The organism is Vibrio sp. Vb0937, assembly GCF_033338855.1.
Genome location: NZ_JAWOTK010000010.1, coordinates 5,004 through 28,963, shown reverse-complemented (window position 1 = coordinate 28,963; position 23,960 = coordinate 5,004). Strand labels below are relative to the sequence as shown.

The following is a 23,960-nucleotide window of genomic DNA, read 5'->3' as shown; positions in this document are numbered from 1 at the left end:
GTTCATTGAAAATACAAGAGCAGGCTTGATCCGTACAATGTCAAAAACCAGATTTACCTCTTCTCTTTACTACACGTTCTTCAGCACACAGTTCTACAGAGAGCACCAGTCGGTTCTGAAAGGTAGTTTGAAGTACCATGATGACAATGCCAAAGCGAGAGACAGTCGAGTTCTTTTAAGACGAAATGTACACCGTCTTGAAAAGGGCTTGATTATGCGTCCAAGAAGAGACGTATTTGCTACTCGTTACATTCAAGAAACCGTTGACGCTTTTGTTGTTGCTTGCAACAACCAACAACTTAATAAAGAAGAGTTGGATTGGTGTGTGAGCGTAATTAGTCATTTCTTTGAAATTGCGGGTAAAGACACTGATATTGATAAAGCAAAAGTTGATTACTTCGCGTGTTTAGAGAAAGTTCAATCTCTAGATGAGCTAACGATGCGTTCAATTCCCTATGCGAAAAACGCAAGTGAAGTTTCAGAAATTACAACAGAGCAGTTAGAAAAACTGTTTAAACAACGCCGCTCAACCCGTTGGTACCTTGAGCAGCCAGTTGAAATGGAGAAGATCGAGCGCGCAATGACAATTGCAAAACAAGCGCCTTCTGCATGTAACCGCCAACCATTTAAGTTTCATGTTGTAACCGACAAAGACATGGTGAATAAAGTTGCCGATAGCGCTATGGGTACTGTTGGTTTTGGGCATAACTTCCCAATGATTATTGCTATCGTTGGAGACCTTTCTGCATACCCAGCAGAGCGAGATCGTCACGTTATTTACATTGATGGTTCATTGGTGGCAATGCAATTCGCTCTAGCACTGGAAACAATGGAGCTAAGCTCTTGTATGATCAACTGGCCAGATGTAGAAGACCGTGAAAAGAGACTTGAAAAACTGCTAGGCTTAGAGTCTCACGAACGTACGGTTATGCTGATGTCAGTAGGTTATGCAGACCCAGAAGGCTTTATCCCGTTCTCTCACAAAAAAGACAACTCAGATTTAATAAAGGTAGTGAAATAATGATCGTTGAAATTAAAGGTGTTCAATTTGTTAACAAAGGCGCGGAGCTTATGTTGCACGCTGTTATTCAAAAATTGAATGAGTTTGATCCGAGTGCAGAGATTGTTTTGGCACCTAATGGTAACTCGCCATATAAAGCGCGTGCTGAGGTCAACGCTTATCAGAAACTGTCTTTGAAAAAGCGCTTTTTGGACTTAAACGAGTTGTCTTACCACCTACCGACAAAAATTAGAAAGTGGCTAAAAACCAATTGGGGTATTGTGACAGAAGCAGATGTGGATGTGGTGCTGGATGCATCTGGTTTTGCTTATGGTGATCAATGGCCGACTAAACACTTAGAAGCGGTAGCTAAAGAAGTTAAGCGACTAGCAAAACACAACAAAACATTCATTTTCATGCCTCAAGCACTAGGCCCGTTTGCTGACCCAGAAAAACAAGCAGCAGTAAAAGATGGCTTTAGTAAAGCGGCATTGATTTTTGCTCGCGAGCAGAGCAGCTTTGATGGTATTCGACCTCACCTTGAAGATACATCCAAGTTAAAAATTGCGCCTGACTTTACGAACCTAGTGAAAGGTGAGCTTGAAGAAGATTACGCGAAATACAACAACACTGTGTTTATCATCCCTAACTACAATATGGTAAACGAGCGCAATACAAATACGACTTGGAAATCACGTTACCTAGACTTCTTAGTAGAGTCTGTGGAAAACATTGTCGAGCTAGGTTACACGCCAGTACTTTTAAACCATGAAGGCAAACACGATGGCGAGCTTTGTGAAAAAGTCAAAGCGGCAACTCCTCATCCGATTGAAATTATTCAAGAGACTAATCCTTTAAAAGTGAAAGGTTTGATTGGCTCAAGCCGAGGCATTATTTGCTCTCGCTTCCATGGCTGTGTAAGTGCATTAACTCAAGGTATTCCTTGTGTAGGTACGAGCTGGAGCCATAAGTACGAGAACCTTTTTGCTGAATACAACCGTGCCGAGTTCTTAGCAAAGCCGGAATGGTCAAAAGAAGAGCTCAAGGCTGCATTAAACTCATCTATCTCGACGGTAAAAGAAGAGAGCTACAACACTAAAATTGCTGAGTACAAAGCTCAAACAAAAGCAATGTGGGATGAAATTTTTAAGAAAATTAAATGATAGCAATTATCCTCAGAAGTGTTCTGGGGATAACCTCTAGTTTAATTAACTTGTATAAGTATGGATGATTAAAAAGTCAGTATAATGCAAAAGAGCCATTCCCTTGTTTCTATAATCATGCCTTCATATAACTCTGATGGCACCATTTTAGAAAGCATTCAAAGTGTACTATCCCAAACTTATAAAAACTGGGAGCTTATAATAGTAGATGACAGATCTACCGATAATACTTGGCAAGTCATTCAAACATATGCTGATAAATACGATAACATTCGTGTATATCAGAACAAAGAAAACCTAGGTGCAGGAGCGAGCCGGAATTTTGCTATAAAAAAAGCAAGAGGGCGATTTATTGCTTTTTTGGATTCTGACGACCTTTGGACAGAAGACAAACTCGCAGAGCAAATTCCATTCATGCTGGAGAATAACTACCCACTCACATACACTCACTACAGCCGTTTTACTAGTGAAGAAGAGCTGAGTGTTGTAACTGCTCCCGAATATACAACGTATAAAAAACTTATGTACAGTAATGTTATCGGGTGCCTGACCGCCGTTTATGATGCACAGGCACTCGGTAAGCGCTATATGCCGCTTATTCGTAAACGTCAGGATATGGGATTGTGGTTAGATATACTGAAAGATACTCCTAAAGCGTACTGTCTACCTAAACCATTAGCAAAGTATCGGATGGATAGTGGTATGACAGCTAACAAATTTAGCGTTTTGTCATATCAATGGAAGTTCTACAGAGACGTAGTAGGCTTGAGCTTGCCAAGAAGCCTATTTACATTTTCTGTCTATGCCGTTAAAGGTACGATGAAACACCGAACTAAGCGCAAATCTTAGTTTCCTTAATCCTCGATAGAGCTTACAGAATATACACACAAAAAGAGCAGCGACCGTAAGGCGCTGCTCTTTTTATACCTGTGATCCGTTCGATTAACTTCGCCGTGTTTTAGCGACCCATCCCAAATAACACTGTTTTGACTGTGAGGAAAAGAATCTTCACTTCCATCATCCAGTTTTGGTGTTTGATATAATAGACATCGTATTTATGCTTCCAAATAGCGTCTTCTACCGATGCGCCGTAAGGGTATTTTACTTGAGCTAGGCCAGTGACCCCAGGTTTAACGGCGTGACGAAAGCGATAGTAAGGAATGGCTTTTTCCAACTCAGAGATGAACACTTCACGTTCTGGGCGAGGGCCAACCATCGACATCTCTCCCTTTAGTACGTTGATTAACTGAGGGAGCTCATCAATGCGAGTTTTACGAATAAAACAGCCGACTTTCGTTACGCGGGCGTCATTTTTTGTTGCCCATTGGGCTCCGTTCTTTTCTGCATCGTTCCGCATCGAGCGAAACTTAATCACTTCAAACTCTTCATTATACTGGCCGGTACGACGCTGTTTAAAGAATACCGGACCTGGCGATTCAAGCTTAATGAGTAGTGCCGTAATAAGCCCTACTGGAATAGCAACCCATGACAGCATGAAAACAAACAACAGATCGATGAAGCGTTTTTGCCAGCTGTTCTTGCGATTAGAAAGGATAGAAAAAGCTTTTTGGTGTAAGAAGTAGCCGCTGTGCAAAAGCTCAGTTTCAGTATATCCGAGTGAACGGTCAAAATAGCTCACCAATGGCTCAACCCAAGCACCTAGCTCTGTCGCCGCGACAAGAAATGCTTGCTGTTCAGGATCTAGATGCGAGCTTTTGAAGTGGCAAAGCGTTTTGCTCTTGAAGTCTCTAAGAGCATAGTTATTAACCTGAGCGTTAATCTCAGGATGCCTCTTAAGCACTTGAGCAATTTTTGCTTCGTCTTCTTTTGGACAGTAGATATAAAGGCAAGCATTTGATTCACTTGCGGATAACTCGTCCAATGCTGATGTTATGCTGATAGAATTATGCTTAGTTAATTCAGAAGCTTCTCGTTCTTGAAGCGTGTCGCTCATACTGTCTGTCATAGGAATGGAATAAGTTGTTATCGACTAGCCAATTGCTTACAAGTCGGCGATTATAATTTATTTCGTATAGAAATTATATCCCTTAATCCAGAACATGCTCATAACTTTGTTAATTTTCTTGAACCTGAGTCCTTGTCTATGACTTGTTTTTGAATCTTAACGAAGTTATATCAATGAATTCGAAAAACTATGTTTGCGATATATTATATTGCCTCGAAATTAAATGATTGTTCATTTCACTATATAACGCAGTTATATCCGAGGGTTATCAGTTGTTGATAAAGCGATCTTTTCGACGCTTGTTCACCATGAATAAGGTGAACTTCTTTCGGAGGAGTAGGAATACCAGAAACAAACTGTATTAAATCGTCCCTATCCGCATGTGCAGAGTAACCTGACATGGTATGTACTTGAGCCTCCACTCTAACGCGCCTTCCTTCAATCAATATGTTCTCTTCTCCATCCTGAATTCGCCGACCTAACGTCCCTTCTGCTTGATAGCCTGCAAATAGCACATCATTTCTTTTATCTGGCAGCAATGCTTCTAAATAATTGACGACACGTCCACCTTCACACATACCAGAGGCCGCAACCACGATAGCAGCTTCTGCCGTGCTTGCGAGTCGATTGACGAGTTTTAAATGGTCAGTGTGGCTTTCGACGGTAATACATTGATCAAACGCAAGAGGGGGTCGGTGATGCTCGATCCGCTCTTTCGCTTCAGCTCCCCAAAGCTTTTTAAATTGCCGATAGGTAGTAGTTACCTTTTTAGCCAAAGGAGAATCGAGAATAATAGGCAGAGAATCTTGCAAGGCGTGCTCATGAATAAGCTGTTCTATATCAAACAGTAACTCTTGAGTTCTCCCGACGCTAAAAGCAGGTATAACAATTACGCCACCATCCTGAAGTGCATGATCAATAATAGAAAGCAATCGCCTACTGCGAGACTCAACATCTTCGTGAACTTTATTGCCGTATGTTGACTCGATAAACAAATAGTCAGCTTTTTCAGGCGATACCGGATCAGGTAGGAGAGGCGTGTTACGAGGTCCCAAATCCCCTGAGAACACAACAACTTCATTGTTTGATAAATGAAACTCAACATATGCAGACCCTAAAATGTGTCCTGCTGGTTGAAAGCGAAGATAGGTATGTTCTTCTATCTCTATCCATTGGGAGTAAGAGCAAGGGCGAATAAGCGTTCGAATAAAATCGAGCAAGCTGTCCCTTTGATGGCGCCTCATGCCTAACTGGAGCTTTAATCCATCTTCTAACATAAGCGGTACGAGCTCAGCAGTGGCTTCCGTACAGTAGATAGGACCCTTATAACCTGCAGCCAATAGCCAAGGTAGCCGACCAACATGATCGATATGAGAATGGGTTAGAACAACCGCTTTGAGATCAGAGATAGAAAAGTCGATATTCAAACTCTCCTGCTGAGCATTATCTTGACCTTGTAGCAAACCACAGTCGATCAGCACACTTCCATTTTGTAATACGAGCTCGTGACAAGAGCCAGTAACCGTATTTTTCCCACCGTGGTGCAGTACTTTCATAACGAAACGACGCCTTTTCCTTTGTTAACCCACGCTTACGAGTATTTGCTTTTATATATAGCGACACCTCGCGACGTAAAGACGGCTCAGTCAATCGCGCAATGAACAAGGTAAGCAGAAAGTGGTGAATAAGTGAGCGTATTGTAGGCAAGGATAATGAGAGTAAGAAAACAGCAAAACCGAAAGTTTAGAGAGACTTAGATATTCGTCATAAATTTGACTGTGTAGCATTGCAACCTGTTGTGATGCAATTCATATTATTGCAACTATTTTCACTTAGACTTCTGAGATTAACGCGCTAGCTATACAAATATCAGCTATGCCGGAAGGAGTTTAATAATTAGTAAGCCAACAAAAAAAAGCGTCACGTTTATGGCGAGTTAAGTGTCAGAAAAAAGACATTTTTTTGCAAGCTTTTTACACGTTCTACTTTTAGTTGCAACGTGTTTACTATACAATTCGTCTCCTGTTTGGAAACGCAACCATTAAACACTACGTCTAAAACTTGCTTCTAGGAGCCAGACCTAGGGGCGGTAGCGTGCCCAAATCATCTGTTAGTCTCTTTCCTAACAGATGAGAGACCAAGCAAGATAATTTTTAATAATAATAAGCACCTAAGTGCATTTCTGGCAAGATTGATTTATAAAAAACGAGAACTATTACAAATTTATGTAATTCCCTTTTGTCAGAGGGACGCTCAAAGCTAACAAAGTGGCGAGCAAATGTTGGTTAGGCATAGGTTACAATTTAAATCTCCATTTCTCATACCTATCAAAACCAAATACTAGGTTTATAGAAGTACATAACTACCGGCCCAAACCGTTAGTTAGTGTATTCAGCTTTGTATTTGGCCTGCCTATAAAAGGCTGAGAACCGATGACCGTCACGAGCTAGTGTCGGTGGAACTCAGTTACTTACATATTCAATATTAGAAATTAGCGTTTGCAATGCGTTACAACCCACGTTGGCTAATGTGGGTTTGTCACGCCAAAAAATCACCTGCTCATTCTTAGAGTTCGGCGTGTCTAGATACGAGCGAAGCAAGAATCAGCAGTATCGGACCTGTGATGCAATGGAATCCGTAAAGGGAATCAGTCGGATGCGTTATAGATTTACCTCAAACTTATTTAATAACACAGTTGGCTACCATGAATAATGCATATTTATTTGTATTTATTTTGTCGTTCGTTCTACTTTTTGTTATGCGCAAAGTTGCTAAGCGCGTAGGTCTAGTAGATAAACCCAATGCAAGAAAGCTCCACCAAGGAGTAGTACCCCTTGTAGGAGGCATCTCCATTTTCTCTACTATACTGGTCGGGTTCCTTCTGTTCCTACCAATGAATGACAACCTATCACTCTACTTATCTTGTTCGGCTGTGCTTATAGTGCTCGGCGCATTAGATGACTACTACGATGTAAGTTTCAAAATTCGTCTTATTATCCAAGCAGGAATATCCCTTGCGATGATTTACATCGGAGGCCACAGCTTACACGATTTAGGCTACTTGATGGGGAGCGAAACCATTGCCCTTAATGAAGTCGCTGGCGCAGTGATCACCGTTATTGCGGTAATAGGCGCAATTAACGCATTTAATATGGTTGATGGCATAGACGGCTTGCTGGGCGGGTTAGCCTCGGTCACCTTTACAGCATTAGGTATTGTGTTTGCCTACAACGGAAACGAATATTTAGCCACGATCTGTTTAATGATCGTGACTGCGATGCTTCCTTACATCTTCCTGAACTTAGGTTTCCCACTTGGTCGTCGCTTTAAAATCTTTATGGGTGATGCTGGCAGTATGTTTATCGGCTTTACAGTGGTCTGGATGCTGATTCGCGGCACGCAAGAACCAGGAGCGGTAGCCTTCAAGCCAGTCACAGCACTGTGGCTAATAGCTTTACCGTTGATGGACATGGCAACCATTATGATCCGTCGTATTCGTAAAGGTCAGTCACCATTCCAACCAGACAGAGAACATCTACACCATATTTGTCAGCGTATTGGGCTTTCTCCAGGTGCAACGTTAATTTTCATCTGTTCGATGGCATCAATTTGTGCCGCTATCGGCTTGTGGGCTGACTTTACTGATGTCAGTGAATCTACAATGTTCCTCGCCTTTATAATTCTGTTTGCGTGTTATTTCTCCATTATTAGTCACATATGGAGAGTTTCAGCATGGATAAATCGTATGTTCAAAAAGCCGGCACTAATGGGGACTGAAATGAAGTAAATCATAGCGTTAGTTCTTCATTTTTAATGTGTAAAGTAGGAAGTATTATGCTTCTTATTATAAATGGCTTTAAATGCAGTTGGTTTATCATCGGTAAGTGAATGTTAAAAAAAAATAAAAAAGAACTTCTATCAAATGTTCTTAGCCTAGGAGCGATTGACTTTCTGGGCATGTTGATACCTATTATAACCATGCCAATTATCACAAGAGCTATTGGTTTAGAGTTGTATGGACAATACCTTTTATTTGTAACAATGCTTACATTTGGTCATACAATCATTGATTATGGTGTCCAATATTCAGGCGTTAGAGCGGCTGCAAAAAATAGAGCAAATAAATTAGCTTTAGAAACAGCTTATGCTGATTATCAAGGGTTGCGGTTTGTTTTATCTGGTGTGTTCTTTTTATTTTCCTCGTTATATGTTGTAAATGTATTTAACTCTATATGGTATTTGATCCCTCTTTTTCTTTATATTTTGGGATATCTTCTGACTTCCGCTTGGTTTTTCCAAGGAGCAGCACTAACCAAATATCTATCGATTGCATCGATTTCTAATAAGATCCTACTTCTTATAGCAATTGTTGTTTTTATAAAAAGTAAAGATGATTTCTTCCTTCTTGTACTTTTCACAACTATTCCCATCTTTATTACCTCTATATTATTGCTGTTTTTTCTGAGAAGTCGCTATCAGATTAAATTGTTTTCTTTAAATAATATCAAAAGAACAGTTAATGACGGATTAAGCGTATTCATTGGTTTATTAGCCCCCAATTTATATAATGCTATTCCACTAATGTTATTAGGTAATTATGCGGACAAGTTAGAATTTGCGAACTTTGCAATATCATTGAAAGTATGTGGTGTGATATTTATGTTGCAAAATGTTGTCGCAAAATCAATATATCCAATTACCTCAAGAAACAAAAATGGATTTAAACCTACTCTTTTTTTGAATTTATTAATCGTCATTCCTTGTGTGTTAATATTGTTTTTCTTTGGTTCCGACCTGATCAAAGTTATTCTAGGTGTGAGCTTAGAGAGTGATATATATATAAAAGTAATTTCAACTAGCTTGATCTTTGTTGCAATCTCGAACTCCTTTAGTGTTGGTTATTTTTTGCCTAATAACCTAGATGTTGAATATCGAAATATAGCGATTAAAACATCGATACTGTCAGCTGTAATCGTATTTTTTCTCATCTATAAATTTTCGGTTATAGGTTGTGCTTTAGGATTGCTTACTGCTAGAGCAATTTTGTTTTTTAATTATACATTGAGCTATAAAAGAATTTATAATGAAAAGTTATCTTAGAAGATTTAAAACATATAGAAGTCTAGCTTTTGCTAAAAGGTTTATTCTTGCTAACAATTATATCCCAAAAATTTCTAGACCTAAAACTTATAACGAGAAAGTTCTTCATAGAAAAAAATACTCAAATGCATCTAAGTTCTCGCAGTATGCGGATAAAATTCTTGTAAAAGATCACGTTGAAAAGTTAGTTAGCTCTAAAATTGTTATCCCAACATTATATACGGGAGAAAGCATCAGTGTTGATTTGACTAATGATCTTTTAAAAAAGCATAAAGGTTTAGTCCTTAAAGCAAACCATAACTCAGGGCCTGTTTATGTCATTGATGATAAAATAAGTCAAAATAAGCTTGCTTCAATAGTTGAAGATCTAAATAGTCAATTAAAAGTAGATTATGGAGCGACTAAAGGAGAAACGTGGTATAGCCAAATTGAACCTAAGATCTTAATCGAAGAGCGTCTCTATGATGAAAATGGAGCGAATGATTTAAAAGACTTTAAGTTTCATGTCTTTAAACAAAAGTCTGGAGAGGCAAAAGTTGTATTGCATGTGGATTTTGATAGAAATACCAATCATACACGCTCATTTTTTGACGAAAACTTGAATTGGCTGCCATTTTCTCTAGAGAAACCTTGCATTCATACTGACCTTAAAAAGCCTAATAATTTTGAAGAGATGGTAGTAATTGCTAGGAAGCTAGCAGAACCTTTCTCATATGCTCGAGTTGACCTATATAATGTTAGTGGAAAAATATACTTTGGGGAAATGACATTTGCTCATGGTTCTGGATGTGAAAAATTCTCTTCAATACATTATGACAAGTGGTTAGGCAGTTTATGGGTATTTGACGATGAAAATAATCCTTATCAAAAAAAAACTAATCTTTAGTTTATTATTTTTGACCAAAATTAATATATAAGATTTCTGATGATCCTTAATGAAGATACTTTAAAAAAAGCCACTCTAGCTTTATCAATATTTTTTCTTTCTCTAGAGAATCACGACAACACACGTCTTATAATTATATTTGCTATACTTTTTATATATTTCATCATTCATCCCAAGTCTTACTTAAATAAGAATATACTTAAGGTTTTCTTTTCTATTTCTTTTTTAATAATGACTGTTTCCATTTTTTCTCATTATGAATGGTTATCATATGTAAATAATATGACCAATTATGGTTCCATTGATTTTTTCGGAACTATGGTTTTTAAATTAATATTGATAGCTATATGCTTTTATATTAGTGGTCTTGAAAGTAAAGTATTGGCAGATAGTTTAAAGATTGTAATTGCTATTCATGTGTCGGTCTTCTTTTTTCAATTAATAGTGGTTTATTCGACTGGTTATTACATTGATCTTCTACAGCCATTCACCGGCGAAGCATCTCGTTATACTTGGGGAGTTCGCTTACCTATCATTGGTAATACATACAGACCTACTGGATTTTATAATGAGCCATCAACATATAGCGCTTTTGTTATCTGCTTGTTTATATTGCGATATCATATAACAAATAAAATAGATAAATTGGATAAGGCATTATTAGCCTCATTGTTCTTGTCTCTTTCTTTTGCTTCTATTTTTTGTGCATTCTTTCTTATGTATTTTATCAAAAACAACAAAGAGAACTATAAGCTGAAGTTTTTATTAGCAACTACAGTGGTTGTTACCCTTATTCCATTTGTTATTGATTTGCTAGTTTTGAGAACGTCAGGAAATTATGATGCTATTGGTATGCGATTAGGACTTTTTGATGTGATATTTAATCAGTCTATGCTTGATATATTTTTTGGTAGTGGGCCCGTAGGAGTTCCTCGTGAAATTGAGTATCTAGTTAATAATCCAGGAGCATCTTGGGCAAGACAAGGATTACCTGCATTAAATGATAATGGTTTGGGTACTTTTATTCTCATGAAATTTGGTGTCATCGGTCTGATACTATTACTTGGAATTCTAAAGTTTAACTTGAAGAGTAATCGTCATTTCTTATGTAGTCTTGTGATATTAATTACGAAATTAAAATATACTAGTTTCATATTTTTAATATATATTTTCTATGTTTTTATTAGGAAAAACATGAAACATAGCCATTCAGTCTAAGTAAAATCTATGAATTATTATATTATTATAAATTCTCTTATCGGTGGTGGCACAGAAAAGGTATGCTGCCAAATATCTTCAAGGCTATCTCAAGATAAAAATGATGTTACTATTTTTGTTTTAGATGATGAAGGATCTTCTTATGAGGTGTCTGATAAAGTAAAAATTGTTTATCTAGGCAAAACGAGTACATTAAAAAGCTTTTGGAAGTTGAAAAAAGTTTTAAAAGACATCAATGGACATTCTGCTTTAATATTTAATCATGAGCTCAGTTTAGTAGCTCTCCTAATAAAGAAATTATTTAAATATAATGTAAAAATCATTAGCAGAATAAATAATACACTTAGCGTAACAATCAAACATAAAAGCAAAAAGTATCAATACGTAGTCAGTCCGTTGATGAAGGCCTTTTATCGATATATCGACGGCTATATATTCCAGTCTACTGGTATACAAAAGGACATGGATGATAACTATTCTGTTAATGAAAGATATGTTGTCATTAATAATCCAATAGATCGTTTTAAAAGTGGCGTCGACAAAGAAGTTAAAAAAGAAAATTATATTTTGTATGTGGGAAGATTAGTAAAGCAGAAGAACGTTAAAGATACGATAAAAGCATTTTCCCTGTTCTTAAATACATTCCCTGATTATAAATTGGTTATAGTAGGCGATGGACCAGAAAAAGAAAGTTTAATGCAACTTTCGAGAAAACTTGGGATAGAGAGTAATGTTTCATTTGCTGGTCATCAAAAAAATACTAAACCTTATTATGAAAATGCAAAATTAACAGTTTTATCTTCATTCAATGAAGGATTCCCTAATGTATTGTTAGAATCTATATTATATAGGACGCCTATAGTTTCTTATGATTGTCCAAGCGGTCCGAGAGACATAATTAATGATCATAATGGTATATTAGTTGAATATCTATCAGTAGAAAAGTTAGCAGAAGCGATGTCTTTTTGTATCAATAAGTCTTGGAACTATAACGATATATATCATACGACCGAGAAATACTCATTAGAGAAAATTACGAGTCAATATGAAAAATTCATAAAGAGTATTTAATTTAATGAAAAAAATTATTTTTATAGAAAGTTATTATAAGGGACTTTACGGAGCTCCAAAAAGTATGTTGGAGCTAGCTTCTGGATTAAATAGTAAAGAATATTTGGATGTTAGTTTAATTACATCTAAAAACGGCCCGTTAGCTCAGAAGTCCAATGATTTAGGAATAAATTCATTTGTTCTTCCTGTTCCTGAACTGTTGTTAAAGCCGAGAAGTAAATTTAAACTTTACCAAAAGGTTGTATATCCTTTTCTGCTAATATATTTATGGATTAAGCAACTTTTTAATATTAACTTGATTGGAAAGTCTGATTATATATGTGTGAATGACATTCGCAGCTTTCTATTCTACCTTCCTATTATTTTTATTTTAAGGGATAGAGTTTCTTGGTATGTAAGGATCAATGACCGAGTTAAGTTTATATCCTCAATCGCCGCAGCCCTTTCAAATAAGATAATTCTTATATCTAGTGACTGTAGTGATGTTCTGTCAGAAAATGAAAAGCAGCGATATCAAAAAAAGCTAACTATTTTGAATACAGGATTTAATTTTAAAATCTTGGACTATAGCGCAGTCGAAGAAATAAAAGGAACAATAGAAAAATATAATAAAGTTTATATTACAGTTGGAAGTATTTGTATAAGGAAAAATCAGCTAGATATTGTAAGAGCTTTTGGTAAAGTCTACAAAGATGGTGATGTATTACTTATGATCGGAAGCCCACCTACTGAAATTGACATTAAGTATCAGGACGAGGTGTTAAATTTAATAAACGATTCTGGGCTAAAAGATAATGTAATAATAGTCCCATATACTCCTTTTGTTAATGAATACTTGTCTTTATCTGACGTTTTTTTATTCGCTAGTCACAAAGAAGGACTACCTAGAGTCGTTATAGAGGCACTTAATGCAGGGTGCTTTGTTTGCTCTTCTCTAGTTGATGGAATTAATGATGTATTAGTTAACGAGAGTATTGGCTTAATTACGAAAACAAAAGCCAGTGATGACACCTTTGTTGATGAGTTTACTTCAAATATTCTATCGATTGATGATGATGTGTTGTCTTGTCGTAATCAAAGAACTCAATATGTGAAAGATAAATTTGATTACGATGGTTTCGTAAATGGCTTTGAAAGTATAATGAAGAATATGGATGATTTGAGTAATGAATCTGAAAAAAGAATTAAAGAATATAACTAGAGATGTTCTTAGATTGGTTATTACTCCCAATGTTTATAATAAAATTAGATTTGTTATAACTCATAAGTATTATCCAGACTTTATATCTCCTAGTACATTTTCAGAAAAAGTATTTGCTCGAAAGTTAGATTCACAATCATTAAGCTTCTCTCGTTATGTTGATAAGTATACTGTGAGAAAATACGTCGAAGATACTATTGGTAAAGAACATTTAATTCCTTTAATTGCTAAAACAACTCATGTAACGCCTGATTTCTTTCACAAAGCTCCTGATAAGTTTGTTATCAAAACGAGTAATGGAGGTGGTGGTGAGAATGTTAAAGTAGTACTTGATAAGTCAAAATTAACAGATTTAAATGCATTATCAGCACAATTCAATCGTTACCTAAAAGTAAAAATAGGACAAAAGATTGATGAAAATTTCTATGATCTTGAAACGCCTCAAGTACTCATGGAGGAGTTATTAATGCATAAAGATGGTTCTCTGCCATCCGATTACAAATTGCATATTTTTCAAGGGGACGATAGTAACCAGGAAAAAGTAATAATTCAGGTTGATAGTGACCGGTTTAGTAATCATAAAAGATCACTGTATTCCGAGAATTTAGAAAAGTTAGATTTTGCTATACAACCCAAGTATGAATCAGTTGATGATTCCTACGAGTTTCCAATTAATATGCCTGACGTGGTTTCACTAGCAAAAAAATTAGCGAAACCTTTTAAGTACGTTCGAGTTGATATGTATAACGTCGATGGAAAGGTTTATTTTGGAGAACTAACGTTTTGTCATGGTAGTGGTTGGGAACCACTTTCAAGTAAAGATGCAGATGTCTTATTAGGTAGTTATTGGAAGGAATTTGATAAATGAAATATTTAGTAACTGGCGCAGCGGGTTTTATTGGCGCTAAAACCATTGAAGTGCTTTTGAGTAAAGGTGCGAGTGTTGTTGGTGTAGATAATATTAATGACTACTATGATGTTAATCTTAAAGAAGCTCGACTACTGACGATCAATAATAGTGAGCGATTCGAATTTGTAAAGATGGATCTCTCGGATAGACAAGCTGTAGCTGATTTCTTCGCTAACAACCAGTTTGATTGTGTTATCCACTTAGCAGCTCAAGCTGGTGTGAGATACTCTATAGAAAACCCGATGGCCTATGCGGATTCTAACTTAGTTGGTCACCTAAACATCCTAGAGGGTTGCCGACATTCAAAAGTTAAGCATCTAGTTTACGCATCGTCATCTTCTGTTTATGGCTTGAATCAAAAAACACCTTTTGAAACAAGTGATACGGTTGATCATCCAGTTTCTTTGTATGCGGCGACGAAGAAATCAAATGAGTTAATGGCACACTCATATTCTCACTTGTATGACTTACCGACCACTGGATTGCGGTTCTTCACCGTTTACGGTCCATGGGGTCGTCCTGACATGGCACCTTTTATTTTCACTAAGAAGATATTAGAGGGCGATACAATTGATATAAACAATAATGGCGATATGTGGCGAGACTTCACTTACATTGACGACATTGTTGAAGGTATTGTACGTATTTCTGAGGTTATCCCTCAAAGAAATGACGACTGGACCGTTGAATCCGGTACGCCTGCTTCTAGTTCTGCTCCATATTCTGTTTACAATATCGGTCACGGTAGTCCAGTTAACCTTATGGACTTCATCACGGAAATCGAATCTGCGCTTGGTATTGAAGCGAAAAAGAACTTCCGCGAGATGCAGCCTGGTGATGTGTATAAGACTTATGCTGATACCTCTGATTTATTCGAAGCGACTGGCTATAAACCTCAAGTTGGTCTTAAACAAGGCGTTCAAGCCTTAGTTGATTGGTATCGCGAGTTTTATAAGGTTTAGGTAGTTAGATGAAAACGGTTGCGATTTCAGCAAATACAAGTTGGTATTTATATAATTTCAGAAGAAACACCATTACGGCGTTGTTGGACGCTGGTTATCAGGTTGTAGCTATAGCCCCTAAAGATGATTATTCACCGAAGCTTGAATCACTTGGAGCAAGCTTTTGTCATATCAACATTGACCAAGGGGGTACAAATCCTGTTAAAGATATTGGTACGTTTTTCTCATTTATCAAAATCTTTAAGAGCGTCAAACCCGATGTGGTACTGAACTTTACTCCAAAGAATAATATCTACGGTACGTTAGCTGGGCATTTTGTTGGCTCTAAGTCGGTCAATAATATTGCCGGCTTAGGTATGGTCTTTATTAATGAAGGCCTTACGTCTAAGATTGCCAGATTGCTGTATAAAATGAGCCAATCTAAAGCAAGTAAGATCTTCTTTCAAAATGAAGACGATAAAACGTTGTTTTTGGAGAACCGGTTAGCGCCATCGTATCTTGTTGATCGTTTACCTGGTTCGGGAGCTGATCTCAACCGTTTTCAAGTTAGCCCTGCAAATGATGACGGTGTAATTCGCTTTTTATTGATTGCCAGAATGTTGTACGACAAAGGCATTGGTCACTACGTTGAAGCGGCTCGTGCATTGAAGTCTAAACATGGTGATAAGGTTGAATTTCGATTACTAGGTTTTCTTGATGTTAATAACCCTTCAGCTGTCTCTAGTAGTGATATGCAAAAGTGGGTTGATGAAGGCATTGTAAGTTATCTTGGCACTTCTGATTGTGTAGAAGAGGAGATTGCGAAGGTAGATTGCATGGTGCTTCCTTCATTCTATCGAGAGGGAGTACCTAAATCGTTACTTGAAGCGGCGGCAATGGGGAAACCCATAGTAACAACTGACAATGTTGGTTGTCGTGAAACGGTTGACGATGGAGTCAATGGTTATTTATGTGCTCCTCGTTCGACAGAGAGTTTAATTGAAAAACTGGATTTGGTGATCAACCTCACTCATCAAGAAAGGTTAACAATGGGACAATTCAGTCGTCAAAAAGTTGAACGAGAGTTTGATGAGCAGTTAGTCATACAAAAATACTTGGACGCAGTGGAAGATTGCTTTCAAAAAGAAAAAACTCAAGCAGAAGGCCTCAGTGCCAGCTAGCAAAACTAAATAAAATAAAGAGTTATGATCAAAAAGATTTCAGTGGATGAAGTAACGATAATTACCCTATCGTTGGCTTGTAGTTGTGGCGTCGCGGCAAACGAATTGCAGACGCTAAATTCTAACCAAAGCTTTAGTGGACTGGTTTTTAACCCTAATGCTCAAGTTAAAGAGTATGGCGACTTTGGTGTATCTTTTGCCCAAGGGCGCCCTTGGCTTGACGAGGTGCAAGGTTTAGATTCTATAAAAGTATCTTTCGGCCTCATTGAAGGGTTAGAGGCTCATGGTAGTATCGTTACTTATGATTATAACTCGAACTGTTTTAAAACAGGCTGTGGCGGTATTCGAGATTTATCATTATCACTGAAGTATCAGGTTCCCAATTTTTGGGGGAATGAGAACTTAGATTTTGCTTTGGGTATGCAAGATGTCGGTGGGGCTGCAAATAAGCTCATGACTAATTTTGCCGTCGCTGATTATACGTTTAATGCACTTCCCTTAAGGGTTTCTGCTGGTTTCGGTCAGTCAGAAGAGCGTTTGATGGGTGTTCTAGATGGCCCTTTTGGTGGCTTTGAATACCAACCTTTTGACTTTGTTCAACTAGTAGGAGAGTACGATTCAGTAGAATTTAACTCTTCTATAAAAGTGTTTACTCCCGATAATTTACTGCCTAATGATATAACCGCCTCATTAAGTTACCAGATTTATTCTGGTCATGAATCGGATGGTTCAAGCGTTTGGAGTGCTGCACTCTCGATGCCATTGATAACGGAATACTCTCGCTCTCGCGACTACGCGAAGAATAATATGACGTTAATGGATCGTTTAGTCGTTGAGCAAAACAAAGCGCAACAAGCGTCAATTTCCTCTTTGGTTAGTGCGTTAAAAAATGAAGGCTTCGTTAATGTTCAAGTGGGCGTATCAAATGGCAAAGTTGTGGTGGCTGTAGAAAACCGCCGCTACAACCATAACCAAGTTGACGGACTAGGTGTCGCTCTGGGTATTGTGTCTAGTCATTTAGGTCAAAATGCGGCGCAAGATATAGGCGCTGCATCGGATCAATTTGAACTTGTGATGCTTGCCAACCAAAAACCAGTGGTCAGCGTTTTGTCTGACGCTAACTGTTACCAAAGTTTTGTCAATGGTAGCGCAGCTTGTGATGACATTCAGTTTATCACGCGCGATTTACCGGAAAGATTAGACATGGTTGATTGGAAAACGGAGCGAGTTAATTCAGGCACTTTAGATTCGCAGATCGTGCTTTCTCCTATGGTAAGGCATGGTTTTGCAACCGAGTACGGTGTGTATGATTACTCTTTTGCTATGTCTAGCAACTTATACACCTACCTATGGTCTGGCGCGGCAATTGATGTTCGTCATATTTTACCTTTAGCAGAAAGTGACGATTTTGAAGAAGGTGGGTATTTCGAAGACAGCGCGTACGAGAACGAGATTGATCGTGCAATGGTGCATCAGTTCTTCCGTTTACCATATGTCGATATTGCTAACCAGGTCTCTCTAGGCTTGGTTAAGTCGGATTATATCGGTGCACGCAGCGAATCAGCTTGGTTCTCTCAATCGGGCAACCATGAGTTGGGACTAGAGATGAGCTACTTCCAACATCAAGACGAAAAAGACAAAAATGGTTATGCGAATCCAGACCGCCAAACCTTTTTAACTCGTTACACATTCTCTATGCCAGAGTGGGATTGGCAGTTTAACGCAACTGCTGGCGAGTTTTGGAAAGGGGATGTTGGCGCAAAATTCACGACATCACATTGGTTTGAAGACATAGAAGTATCAGCAAGTTATCAGGTGACAAAGTTTAATGATACAGACGAAGAGCAGTTTGTCACTGTGTCAGTAAAACTGCCATTAACGCCATGGCGCGATATGTCGCCGGGAGTGATACAAGTTCGTGGTAACGAGGCTTATGATTTCAACGTTACGACTCGAGTTGGCAACGATACAAACTATTTGGCAGCAGGCCAGGGTGATGAACTCGTGATGGATAATAGTATGCTTCGCCGCTACTTTAACCGAGGCCGTTATGGTCAAGAGTACTTTGAGCAGAACAAGCTTCGCATTCGCAATGCTTATTTGCGTTACTTGGGTACTCAATTGAATTAAGTTGTGTTGCTAGTTAGGCTTTTAGTTAATCGCCGCACTCTACCGAGAGTGTCGGTGTTTTGATATGCTAGCGTCAGTTAAATAATAGGAAATAAAAATGAAAATTGCTGTAGCAGGCACGGGCTACGTCGGTTTGTCCAATGCCATGTTATTGTCACAAAACCATGAGGTTGTGGCGGTTGATATTATCCAAGAAAAAGTGGACTTGTTGAATGACAAGAAATCTCCAATTGTTGATGCGGAAATCGAACATTTCCTTGCAAACAAAGAACTCAACTTTATCGCGACGCTAGATAAAGAGCTGGCTTACAAAGACGCGGAGTTTGTTGTTATTGCTACACCAACGGATTATGACCCTCAAACGAACTACTTTAATACTTCTTCAGTTGAAGCAGTGATTAAAGATGTGATGGCAATTAATCCAGATGCAGTTATGGTGATTAAGTCGACTGTACCTGTGGGTTATACTGCGCGCATTAAAGAGGAGCTCGGTTGTCAGAATGTTATGTTCTCTCCAGAGTTTCTTCGTGAAGGTAAAGCTCTTTACGATAACCTACACCCGTCTCGCATTATCGTTGGTGAGCGTAGCGAACGTGCAGAGAAGTTCGCTAATCTTTTAGTTGAAGGTGCGGTAAAAGAAGACATCTCGGTTTTGTTTACTGACTCTACAGAAGCCGAAGCGGTTAAGTTGTTCTCAAACACATACCTAGCGATGCGCGTAGCTTATTTCAATGAGTTAGATTCGTATGCTGAAGCACACAACCTTGATGCTCGCCAAATTATAGAAGGTGTTGGCTTAGACCCTCGTATTGGCAATCACTACAACAACCCGTCATTCGGTTATGGTGGTTACTGCTTACCAAAAGATACAAAGCAATTGTTAGCAAACTACCAAGAAGTTCCTAATAACATCATTGGTGCAATTGTTGATGCAAACCGCACTCGTAAAGATTTTATTGCAGACTCCATTATCAAACGTCAGCCAAAAGTAGTGGGCATTTACCGCTTAATTATGAAAGCTGGTTCAGATAACTTCCGCGCTTCGTCTATTCAAGGCATTATGAAGCGTATTAAAGCGAAAGGTATTGAAGTAGTGGTTTACGAGCCGGTACTGCAGGAAGATGAGTTCTTCCATTCTGCCGTTATCCGCGATATTGAAGAGTTCAAACAAATGTCTGATGTTATTGTTTCTAACCGCATGGTTGAGGAACTAGCTGATGTGGCTGATAAAGTTTACACCCGTGACCTGTTTGGTAGCGATTAATTAGTCTTTATATTCAAAATAATATAACAGGCTCCCTCAGAGGAGCCTTTTTTTAGTTGGTAATGGTTATGATTAAAAAATGTTTATTCCCTGCAGCGGGTTACGGTACACGTTTCCTTCCTGCAACTAAGTCGATGCCGAAAGAAATGATGCCAGTGGTGAACAAGCCATTGATTGAATACGGTGTTGAAGAAGCGATTGAAGCTGGCATGGACGGTATGTGCATCGTCACGGGTCGTGGTAAGCACTCGTTAATGGATCACTTTGATAAAAACTATGAGTTAGAGCATCAAATTAGCGGTACAAGTAAAGAAGCGCTGCTTGATGATATTCGTTCTTTGATTGATTCTGCGAGTTACACTTATATTCGTCAGCGTGAAATGAAAGGCTTAGGTCACGCTATTCTTACGGGACGTGAACTGGTCGGTGATGAACCGTTTGCTGTTGTGCTCGCGGATGACCTTTGTGTGAATGAGGACCAAGGCGTTCTAGCTCAAATGGTTGAGCTGTACAAACAGTTCCGCTGTTCAATCGTTGCGGTACAAGAAGTGCCGGAATCAGAAACGCATAAGTACGGTGTGATTGCTGGCGAGATGATCAAAGATGATATCTTCCGCATTGATAACATGGTTGAAAAGCCAGAGCCAGGCACTGCACCTAGCAATCTAGCGATTATTGGTCGCTACATTCTGACACCTGATATCTTTGAACTGATTGAAAATACAGAGCCAGGTAAAGGTGGTGAGATTCAAATCACCGATGCGCTGATGCAACAAGCTCAATCTGGTTGTGTTTTGGCATACAAATTTAAAGGTCAGCGCTTTGATTGCGGTAGTGTAGAAGGCTACATTGAAGCCACAAATTACTGCTACGAGAACCTTTATAAGAAAGATTCCAGTGCGGAGCTCGCGAAAAAGCCAACCGTGAAAATTGCTGAGCCAGCGTAAGTCGGAACTTCCTATTAGGTACTCCGACGGTACAACACAAACAAAAGGGATGCATGATGCATCCCTTTGTTATTTCAACTCTCAGTAAAAACGAGATTAAGCTTTTGCTTTAGCCGCTGCTTTAGCGATTGCTGCGAAGCTTTTCGCGTCTAGAGAAGCACCGCCAACTAGAGCGCCGTCGATGTCTGGTTGTGAGAAGTAAGCTTCAGCGTTTTCTGGCTTAACAGAACCGCCGTATTGGATGATTACTTGTGCTGCAACTGCTTCGTCTTTCGCTGCGATTAGTGCGCGGATAGAAGCGTGGATGCGTTGTGCATCTTCAGCTGTTGCTGCTTTACCAGTACCGATCGCCCAGATTGGTTCGTAAGCGATGATTGCGCCGTTTAGAGCTTCAACACCGTAAGTGTCGATAACTGCGTTGATTTGACGTGCGCATACTGCTTCAGTTTCGCCAGCTTCGTTTTGAGCTTCAGATTCACCGATACAGAAAACAGGCGTTAGACCGTTTTCTTTTAGGAAGTTGAATTTCTTAGCGATGAACTCGTCAGATTCGTTGTGGTATTCACGACGCTCTGAGTGACCGATGATGATGTGAGAAGCACCGAAGTCTTTCAGCATTTCTGGAGACATGTCGCCAGTGAAAGCACCGCTGTTGTTTAGGTCAGTGTTTTGTGCACCTAGGATGATCTTGTTACCGCCTTCAGCGATTACGCGCTCTGCTAGGTCGATGTAAAGTGCTGGTGGAGCGACTGCTACGTCAACACCTTCAACGCCTTCAAGTTCAGCGTTAAGACCAGTTAGCAGCTCAGTTACCATTGCTTTGCTGCCGTTTAGTTTCCAGTTACCCATCACTACAGGACGACGCATAGGAATATCTCCCTTATCTTTAATGTAAATAGTCAATTAATGTAAAAAATCTACGTAGGAATATAACAGAATAATGTGAACAGATCATGATTGGCGTCATGTCTTGTCCGGCTTTCTTTGTTGATTCGACCAAGCATCGATCCTGTTATTTTTGTCAAAAGCAACCGATTGGTGATCGCGTAGACAGAATGGTAGTTCATTCCTCGGAAATTGCTGCTGAGATTGGTATTACTACGCGCTGGAATTAATTGTTGTAGAAAGGAATCAAAATGCCAAATCTCGTTTTAGAGTATTCAAACTCGGTGGAAGAACGCGTCAATGTTCAGGGGTTGCTGGAGGATTTACATAAAACGGCGTTAGAAAGTGGCCTTTTTGAACTCGCGTCAGTGAAATCTAGAACGCTCCGGTGCCACAATTGGTTAATAGGAGAGGAGGGAGATAGCCTCGACTTTATCCATATCAACTTTGATTTGTTATCTGGTCGCTCCCAAGAACAAAAGCGAGAACTGTCACGAGCCTTGATGGCGACACTTCAAGAGCAAGCCAGTCACGTGCACAGTTTAACGGTCAATATCCGAGACATGGATATCGATAGCTTCCAAAAGGTAGTGAACTAGGTTGCGCTGAATTACCTGAGAATAGCGAGGGGTTATTGTTACGAATTCTCAGCCTTGCTCTGCTTGTTATATGGGCCTTGTGGGCACCCAAGCTATCGGTGTCCTTTCCAAACTATATCGACTCGGCTAATCTATAACCTTTCTACTTTGGGGTAAAATTTGATGTCGACTAAAGAGTTACTGTTTTCTTTTCAAGGACGTATAAACCGTAAAACCTACTGGATTTGGAACGTCATTTACTATGTGTCCATTCTAGGCTTTGGTGCCGGTATCAGCCAACTGCTTCCTACTCTCTCCTATGTGCTTCTTCCTATTTTCTTGGTGGTTCTGTTGATCCCTGATTTGGCGATCACCACCAAGCGTTGGCACGACCGCAACAAATCGATCTATTGGCTAGCACTGAATATTCCGTTGATTATCGGACGAATTGCCACGCCAATGACCAGCCCTGCCGCGCAAGAGCCGTCGACCCCACAGATGTTCGTTGCTTCCATTTCTCTGATTTGTGGTTTATGGATTCTAATTGAATGTGGTTTCTTAAAGGGAACATCAGGACCAAACCAATATGGCCCTGAGCCGGAGTAATTGCTTCAAGTATCGTGCGTGCTGAAAGTAGATTCTTAGTCTCGCTAAGGCTCGCTAGAATGACGATCTCTTTTTATTTAGAGGCTCTTAAAGTCATCGTCATTCTGAACAACGAGGAATGAGCGTGGTCCAGAATCTATCGTCCGGTTGAGCAGTGGTTAAGCTGAGCGGGAAAGAATAGGAGCTTGCTGTTACCAGATTCTTAGTCTCGCTGAGGCTCGCTAGAATGACGAACTCTTTTGATTTAGAGGCTCTTAAAGTCATCGTCATTCTGAACAACGAGGAACGAGTGTGATTCAGAATCTATCATCCGATTGTACGGTGGTTTAGGTGAACGGGAAAGAATAGGAGCTTGTTGATACCAGATTCTTAGTTTCGCTACAGCTCGATTGAGTGACGAACTCTTTTGATATAGAGGCTGTTAAAGCCATCATCATTCTGAGCAGCGAGGAATGAGCGTGATCCAGAATCTATCGTCCGGTTGAGCAGTGGTGAAGCTGAGCGGGAAAGAATAGGAGTTTGCTGTTATGAGACTCTTAGTCTCGCTAAGGCTCGCTAGAATGACGATCCTTTTTGGTTTAGAGGCTGATAAAGTCATCGTTATTCTGAACAGAGAGGTGCGAGTGTGGTTCAGAATCTATCATCCGATTGTACGGTGGTTTAGGTGAACGGGAAAGAATAGGAGCTTGCTGTTACGAGATTTTTAGTCTCGCTAAGGCTCGCTAGAATGACGGACTCTTTTGATTTAGAGGCTGTTAAAGCCACTGTCATTCTGAACTGCGAGGGACGAGCGTGATTCAGAATCTATCGTCCGGTTGAGCAGTGGTTAAGCTGAGCGGGAAAGAATAGGAGCTTGCTGTTACGAGATTTTTAGTCTCGCTAAGGCTCGCTAGAATGACGGACTCTTTTGATT

Annotated in this window: 20 protein-coding genes; 17 read left to right on the top strand and 3 right to left on the bottom strand. The window is 39.2% G+C overall.

Annotated elements, in window-relative coordinates:
- Positions 1 to 37 precede the first annotated feature (37 nt).
- The 3 genes from R7P67_RS14290 to R7P67_RS14280 all read left to right on the top strand — a co-directional run bounded on the left by R7P67_RS14290 (position 38) and on the right by R7P67_RS14280 (position 3,012).
- Positions 38 to 1,021, top strand: a complete 984-nt coding sequence (locus R7P67_RS14290; RefSeq protein WP_262592323.1) for a nitroreductase family protein — start codon at positions 38 to 40, stop codon at positions 1,019 to 1,021.
- A complete protein-coding gene (locus R7P67_RS14285) occupies positions 1,021 to 2,163 on the top strand; it encodes a polysaccharide pyruvyl transferase family protein (protein WP_206949319.1) in 1,143 nt (380 codons plus the stop codon). The genes R7P67_RS14290 and R7P67_RS14285 overlap by 1 nt, the downstream gene beginning before the upstream one ends.
- An 84-nt stretch (positions 2,164 to 2,247) precedes the next feature.
- On the top strand, positions 2,248 to 3,012 hold the full coding sequence (locus R7P67_RS14280; protein WP_262592324.1) for a glycosyltransferase family 2 protein: 765 nt from the start codon (positions 2,248 to 2,250) through the stop codon (positions 3,010 to 3,012).
- Between the two features lie 109 nt (positions 3,013 to 3,121).
- On the opposite strand, the gene R7P67_RS14275 is transcribed toward R7P67_RS14280, so the two are convergent.
- Positions 3,122 to 4,129, bottom strand: a complete 1,008-nt coding sequence (locus R7P67_RS14275) for a sugar transferase (protein WP_005384832.1) — start codon at positions 4,127 to 4,129, stop codon at positions 3,122 to 3,124.
- Between the two features lie 239 nt (positions 4,130 to 4,368).
- On the bottom strand, positions 4,369 to 5,685 hold the full coding sequence (locus R7P67_RS14270; protein WP_262592325.1) for an MBL fold metallo-hydrolase: 1,317 nt from the start codon (positions 5,683 to 5,685) through the stop codon (positions 4,369 to 4,371).
- Positions 5,686 to 6,833: 1,148 nt separating this feature from the next.
- Between R7P67_RS14270 and wecA the strand changes: the two genes are divergently transcribed.
- From wecA to galU, 12 genes are all read left to right on the top strand, one after another.
- A complete protein-coding gene (gene wecA / locus R7P67_RS14265; protein ID WP_005384836.1) occupies positions 6,834 to 7,916 on the top strand; it encodes a UDP-N-acetylglucosamine--undecaprenyl-phosphate N-acetylglucosaminephosphotransferase in 1,083 nt (360 codons plus the stop codon).
- 101 nt (positions 7,917 to 8,017) lie between these two features.
- Positions 8,018 to 9,229 carry an oligosaccharide flippase family protein gene (locus R7P67_RS14260; RefSeq protein ID WP_167415640.1) on the top strand — a complete coding sequence of 404 codons (1,212 nt, stop codon included), beginning with the start codon at positions 8,018 to 8,020 and terminating at the stop codon, positions 9,227 to 9,229.
- Entirely contained in the window at positions 9,213 to 10,115 is a 903-nt protein-coding gene (locus tag R7P67_RS14255; RefSeq protein WP_054729049.1) for an ATP-grasp fold amidoligase family protein, read from the top strand. Before R7P67_RS14260 ends, R7P67_RS14255 begins: the two co-directional genes overlap by 17 nt.
- Before the next feature lie 39 nt (positions 10,116 to 10,154).
- Positions 10,155 to 11,333: a hypothetical protein gene (locus tag R7P67_RS14250; RefSeq protein WP_054729053.1), complete on the top strand. Its 1,179-nt coding sequence runs from the start codon at positions 10,155 to 10,157 to the stop codon at positions 11,331 to 11,333.
- Between the two features lie 9 nt (positions 11,334 to 11,342).
- The gene (locus R7P67_RS14245; protein WP_318086015.1) at positions 11,343 to 12,404 is read left to right on the top strand and encodes a glycosyltransferase; all 1,062 of its coding nucleotides are present in this window, start codon (positions 11,343 to 11,345) and stop codon (positions 12,402 to 12,404) included.
- A 4-nt stretch (positions 12,405 to 12,408) separates the two neighbouring features.
- Positions 12,409 to 13,605, top strand: coding sequence for a glycosyltransferase family 4 protein (locus R7P67_RS14240; RefSeq protein ID WP_318086014.1), 1,197 nt, complete (start codon positions 12,409 to 12,411; stop codon positions 13,603 to 13,605).
- The gene (locus tag R7P67_RS14235; RefSeq protein WP_025768342.1) at positions 13,571 to 14,473 is read left to right on the top strand and encodes an ATP-grasp fold amidoligase family protein; all 903 of its coding nucleotides are present in this window, start codon (positions 13,571 to 13,573) and stop codon (positions 14,471 to 14,473) included. Before R7P67_RS14240 ends, R7P67_RS14235 begins: the two co-directional genes overlap by 35 nt.
- Positions 14,470 to 15,477, top strand: a complete 1,008-nt coding sequence (locus R7P67_RS14230) for an NAD-dependent epimerase (protein ID WP_005384851.1) — start codon at positions 14,470 to 14,472, stop codon at positions 15,475 to 15,477. The genes R7P67_RS14235 and R7P67_RS14230 overlap by 4 nt, the downstream gene beginning before the upstream one ends.
- Positions 15,478 to 15,485: 8 nt before the next feature.
- Entirely contained in the window at positions 15,486 to 16,637 is a 1,152-nt protein-coding gene (locus R7P67_RS14225; RefSeq protein WP_045626194.1) for a glycosyltransferase family 4 protein, read from the top strand.
- Between the two features lie 24 nt (positions 16,638 to 16,661).
- Positions 16,662 to 18,767 (top strand): YjbH domain-containing protein, encoded by a 2,106-nt coding sequence (locus R7P67_RS14220; protein ID WP_258472267.1) that lies wholly within the window; start codon positions 16,662 to 16,664, stop codon positions 18,765 to 18,767.
- 97 nt (positions 18,768 to 18,864) lie between these two features.
- On the top strand, positions 18,865 to 20,031 hold the full coding sequence (locus tag R7P67_RS14215) for a nucleotide sugar dehydrogenase (protein ID WP_025604212.1): 1,167 nt from the start codon (positions 18,865 to 18,867) through the stop codon (positions 20,029 to 20,031).
- Between the two features lie 68 nt (positions 20,032 to 20,099).
- Entirely contained in the window at positions 20,100 to 20,978 is an 879-nt protein-coding gene (gene galU / locus R7P67_RS14210; RefSeq protein ID WP_021487153.1) for a UTP--glucose-1-phosphate uridylyltransferase GalU, read from the top strand.
- 96 nt (positions 20,979 to 21,074) lie between these two features.
- On the opposite strand, the gene tpiA is transcribed toward galU, so the two are convergent.
- Positions 21,075 to 21,845 (bottom strand): triose-phosphate isomerase, encoded by a 771-nt coding sequence (tpiA, locus tag R7P67_RS14205; protein ID WP_021451690.1) that lies wholly within the window; start codon positions 21,843 to 21,845, stop codon positions 21,075 to 21,077.
- 269 nt (positions 21,846 to 22,114) lie between these two features.
- Between tpiA and R7P67_RS14200 the strand changes: the two genes are divergently transcribed.
- Together R7P67_RS14200 and R7P67_RS14195 are read left to right on the top strand one after the other, a co-directional pair.
- Positions 22,115 to 22,462: a 5-carboxymethyl-2-hydroxymuconate Delta-isomerase gene (locus tag R7P67_RS14200; protein WP_017820736.1), complete on the top strand. Its 348-nt coding sequence runs from the start codon at positions 22,115 to 22,117 to the stop codon at positions 22,460 to 22,462.
- Positions 22,463 to 22,624: 162 nt separating this feature from the next.
- Positions 22,625 to 23,047: a DUF805 domain-containing protein gene (locus tag R7P67_RS14195; protein ID WP_005384868.1), complete on the top strand. Its 423-nt coding sequence runs from the start codon at positions 22,625 to 22,627 to the stop codon at positions 23,045 to 23,047.
- Positions 23,048 to 23,960 lie beyond the last annotated feature (913 nt).

Coding starts and splice junctions, on each gene's coding strand:
- R7P67_RS14290 (WP_262592323.1), top strand. CDS start 38: ATGTCAAAAACCAGATTTACCTCTTCTCTTTACTACACGTTCTTCAGC.
- R7P67_RS14285 (WP_206949319.1), top strand. CDS start 1,021: ATGATCGTTGAAATTAAAGGTGTTCAATTTGTTAACAAAGGCGCGGAG.
- R7P67_RS14280 (WP_262592324.1), top strand. CDS start 2,248: ATGCAAAAGAGCCATTCCCTTGTTTCTATAATCATGCCTTCATATAAC.
- R7P67_RS14275 (WP_005384832.1), bottom strand. CDS start 4,129: ATGACAGACAGTATGAGCGACACGCTTCAAGAACGAGAAGCTTCTGAA.
- R7P67_RS14270 (WP_262592325.1), bottom strand. CDS start 5,685: ATGAAAGTACTGCACCACGGTGGGAAAAATACGGTTACTGGCTCTTGT.
- wecA (WP_005384836.1), top strand. CDS start 6,834: ATGAATAATGCATATTTATTTGTATTTATTTTGTCGTTCGTTCTACTT.
- R7P67_RS14260 (WP_167415640.1), top strand. CDS start 8,018: ATGTTAAAAAAAAATAAAAAAGAACTTCTATCAAATGTTCTTAGCCTA.
- R7P67_RS14255 (WP_054729049.1), top strand. CDS start 9,213: ATGAAAAGTTATCTTAGAAGATTTAAAACATATAGAAGTCTAGCTTTT.
- R7P67_RS14250 (WP_054729053.1), top strand. CDS start 10,155: ATGATCCTTAATGAAGATACTTTAAAAAAAGCCACTCTAGCTTTATCA.
- R7P67_RS14245 (WP_318086015.1), top strand. CDS start 11,343: ATGAATTATTATATTATTATAAATTCTCTTATCGGTGGTGGCACAGAA.
- R7P67_RS14240 (WP_318086014.1), top strand. CDS start 12,409: ATGAAAAAAATTATTTTTATAGAAAGTTATTATAAGGGACTTTACGGA.
- R7P67_RS14235 (WP_025768342.1), top strand. CDS start 13,571: ATGAATCTGAAAAAAGAATTAAAGAATATAACTAGAGATGTTCTTAGA.
- R7P67_RS14230 (WP_005384851.1), top strand. CDS start 14,470: ATGAAATATTTAGTAACTGGCGCAGCGGGTTTTATTGGCGCTAAAACC.
- R7P67_RS14225 (WP_045626194.1), top strand. CDS start 15,486: ATGAAAACGGTTGCGATTTCAGCAAATACAAGTTGGTATTTATATAAT.
- R7P67_RS14220 (WP_258472267.1), top strand. CDS start 16,662: ATGATCAAAAAGATTTCAGTGGATGAAGTAACGATAATTACCCTATCG.
- R7P67_RS14215 (WP_025604212.1), top strand. CDS start 18,865: ATGAAAATTGCTGTAGCAGGCACGGGCTACGTCGGTTTGTCCAATGCC.
- galU (WP_021487153.1), top strand. CDS start 20,100: ATGATTAAAAAATGTTTATTCCCTGCAGCGGGTTACGGTACACGTTTC.
- tpiA (WP_021451690.1), bottom strand. CDS start 21,845: ATGCGTCGTCCTGTAGTGATGGGTAACTGGAAACTAAACGGCAGCAAA.
- R7P67_RS14200 (WP_017820736.1), top strand. CDS start 22,115: ATGCCAAATCTCGTTTTAGAGTATTCAAACTCGGTGGAAGAACGCGTC.
- R7P67_RS14195 (WP_005384868.1), top strand. CDS start 22,625: ATGTCGACTAAAGAGTTACTGTTTTCTTTTCAAGGACGTATAAACCGT.